The organism is Bartonella sp. AA1HLJMS, from assembly GCF_042197445.1.
Classification (GTDB): Bacteria; Pseudomonadota; Alphaproteobacteria; order Rhizobiales; family Rhizobiaceae; genus Bartonella.
On record NZ_JBHIRW010000162.1, the window covers coordinates 1 to 1,596 of the forward strand.

The 1,596-nt window shown below is 39.7% G+C and carries 4 protein-coding genes; all 4 read right to left on the bottom strand.

All coding sequences use genetic code 11. The features are described 5' to 3' along the window. Positions 1 to 50: 50 nt before the first annotated feature. On the bottom strand, positions 51 to 431 hold the full coding sequence (locus ACFIQE_RS10235; protein WP_375707682.1) for an EexN family lipoprotein: 381 nt from the start codon (positions 429 to 431) through the stop codon (positions 51 to 53). Next, entirely contained in the window at positions 431 to 850 is a 420-nt protein-coding gene (locus ACFIQE_RS10240) for an EexN family lipoprotein (RefSeq protein ID WP_375707683.1), read from the bottom strand. The genes ACFIQE_RS10235 and ACFIQE_RS10240 overlap by 1 nt, the downstream gene beginning before the upstream one ends. Beyond that, a complete protein-coding gene (locus ACFIQE_RS10245; RefSeq protein ID WP_375630564.1) occupies positions 850 to 1,116 on the bottom strand; it encodes an EexN family lipoprotein in 267 nt (88 codons plus the stop codon). The genes ACFIQE_RS10240 and ACFIQE_RS10245 overlap by 1 nt, the downstream gene beginning before the upstream one ends. A gap of 24 nt (positions 1,117 to 1,140) precedes the next feature. Beyond that, positions 1,141 to 1,596 (bottom strand): type IV secretion system protein (locus ACFIQE_RS10250; RefSeq protein ID WP_375707684.1); only part of this gene is annotated, 456 nt, incomplete at its 5' end.

The window sequence follows — 1,596 nt, forward strand, 5'->3', positions numbered from 1 at the left end:
AGCGATAATTCCAGTGCCAAGTAGCAATGTTGTTATGAGAACTTTATTCATTATTTATTGTCCTGTTGTTGTTTAGCGTGCTCTTTTGCTTCTCGTTCGGCTTTAGCCCGTTGTTTTGCTTCAAATTCAGCTTCCCATTTTTCTTGTCTAGCTTTTTGTTCAGCCCAAAGTTCATCCATACTTTTTTTCCGTTCCTCTGCTGCTTTACGACTTCTTTCTTCAGCTTGTGCTTTATATTCTTTTTCAAGTTCTAAAAATGCTAACCGCATGTTTTCACAGTTTTTTGAAGTCCCTGCAAATCCACATCTAGCATCCCACTCTAAGCGTAAATTTTTATCTTTTTTAAATTCTGCGACGCTATAGGTTTTTTCACACCCAGCTGTGATGAGCCCAGTGCAAAGTAGCAATGTTGTTATGAGAACTTTATTCATTATTTATTGTCCTGTTGTTTAGCTTTAGCGCGCTCTTCTGCTTCTCTTTCCGCTTGTTCTTTTGCTTTTTCTTCAGCTTTCCATTTTTCTAGTTCAGCTTCTTTTTTTGCTATTTCAGCTTGCCTTGCTTGATGCTCAGCTTCTATTTCGGCTCGAAATCTTTCCATTGCTTTACGATCTTCTTCTTCGCGTTCACGCGCTCTTTCTTCAGCTTTTGCTTCATATTCCTTTTCAAGTTCAAGTTGTGCTAATCTTAAGTTTTCACAATTTTTTGCAGTTCCTGCGAATCCACATTTAGCATTCCACTCTTCCATCAATTTTTTATCTTTTTTAAATTCTGCGACGCTATAAGTTTTTTCACAGCCAGCTGTGATGAGCCCTGTGCAAAGTAGCAATGTTGTTATGAGAACTTTATTCATTATTTATTGTCCTGTTTCTTTTCAGATTCTTGTTTATCGTCATTTGTCGAGCCAAAGCCTCTCCAATTTTTACGGGTTTCAAATTCAGCTTGCTCTGCATTTTTACAATTTTTCGAATTCAAATCCCCTGACGTCAAACATTTCACTAATACTTCTTCCATCAGTTTTTTATTTTTTTTAAGTTCTTCTACGCTATAGGTTTTTTCACAACCAGCCGTGATCAGCCCTGTGCAAAGTAGCAATGTTGTTATGATGATCTTGTTCATATTCAAGCCCCTCTTTTTTACTCTTTATTGACCACGCAGTTTTTGGGCCAAAGCTTTGTATCGTGCTTTAAATTCTTCCATTTCACGTCTTTCTGCCGCTTTTTCTTCTGCTTGTTGAATCATCGCGGCGGCTTGCATTTGGAGAACTTGTGTTTGGAGTTTTGCTTGTATCGCTTCTAGTTGTGCTTGAATGCCTTGAATTTTACCCGCATCTTCAGTACTTCCAAGTTCGTCAAGAAGCTTGGTAATGTTTTTTTGTGTTTCACTGGCTTCTTCGTAGACGTCTTGTCCTTTGGCTGCTTGTCCTACTACGCGCTGTTCGGCTTTTTTCACTTCCTGTGCGTAAAAAGCATCCACTGCCTCTTTTGATCCAGCACCCCCCGCGGGCTCTTTGTATTTAAGTTCTTCTTGCCATTTTTGCGTGTTTTTGCTGCCGCCGCCACCGCCACCGCCGCCACTGCCCATTGATTGTTGAAAGTG

Bases quoted from the DNA above. Each gene is read 5' to 3' on its own strand.
- ACFIQE_RS10245 (WP_375630564.1), bottom strand. From the start codon at position 1,116: ATGAACAAGATCATCATAACAACATTGCTACTTTGCACAGGGCTGATC.
- ACFIQE_RS10240 (WP_375707683.1), bottom strand. From the start codon at position 850: ATGAATAAAGTTCTCATAACAACATTGCTACTTTGCACAGGGCTCATC.
- ACFIQE_RS10235 (WP_375707682.1), bottom strand. From the start codon at position 431: ATGAATAAAGTTCTCATAACAACATTGCTACTTTGCACTGGGCTCATC.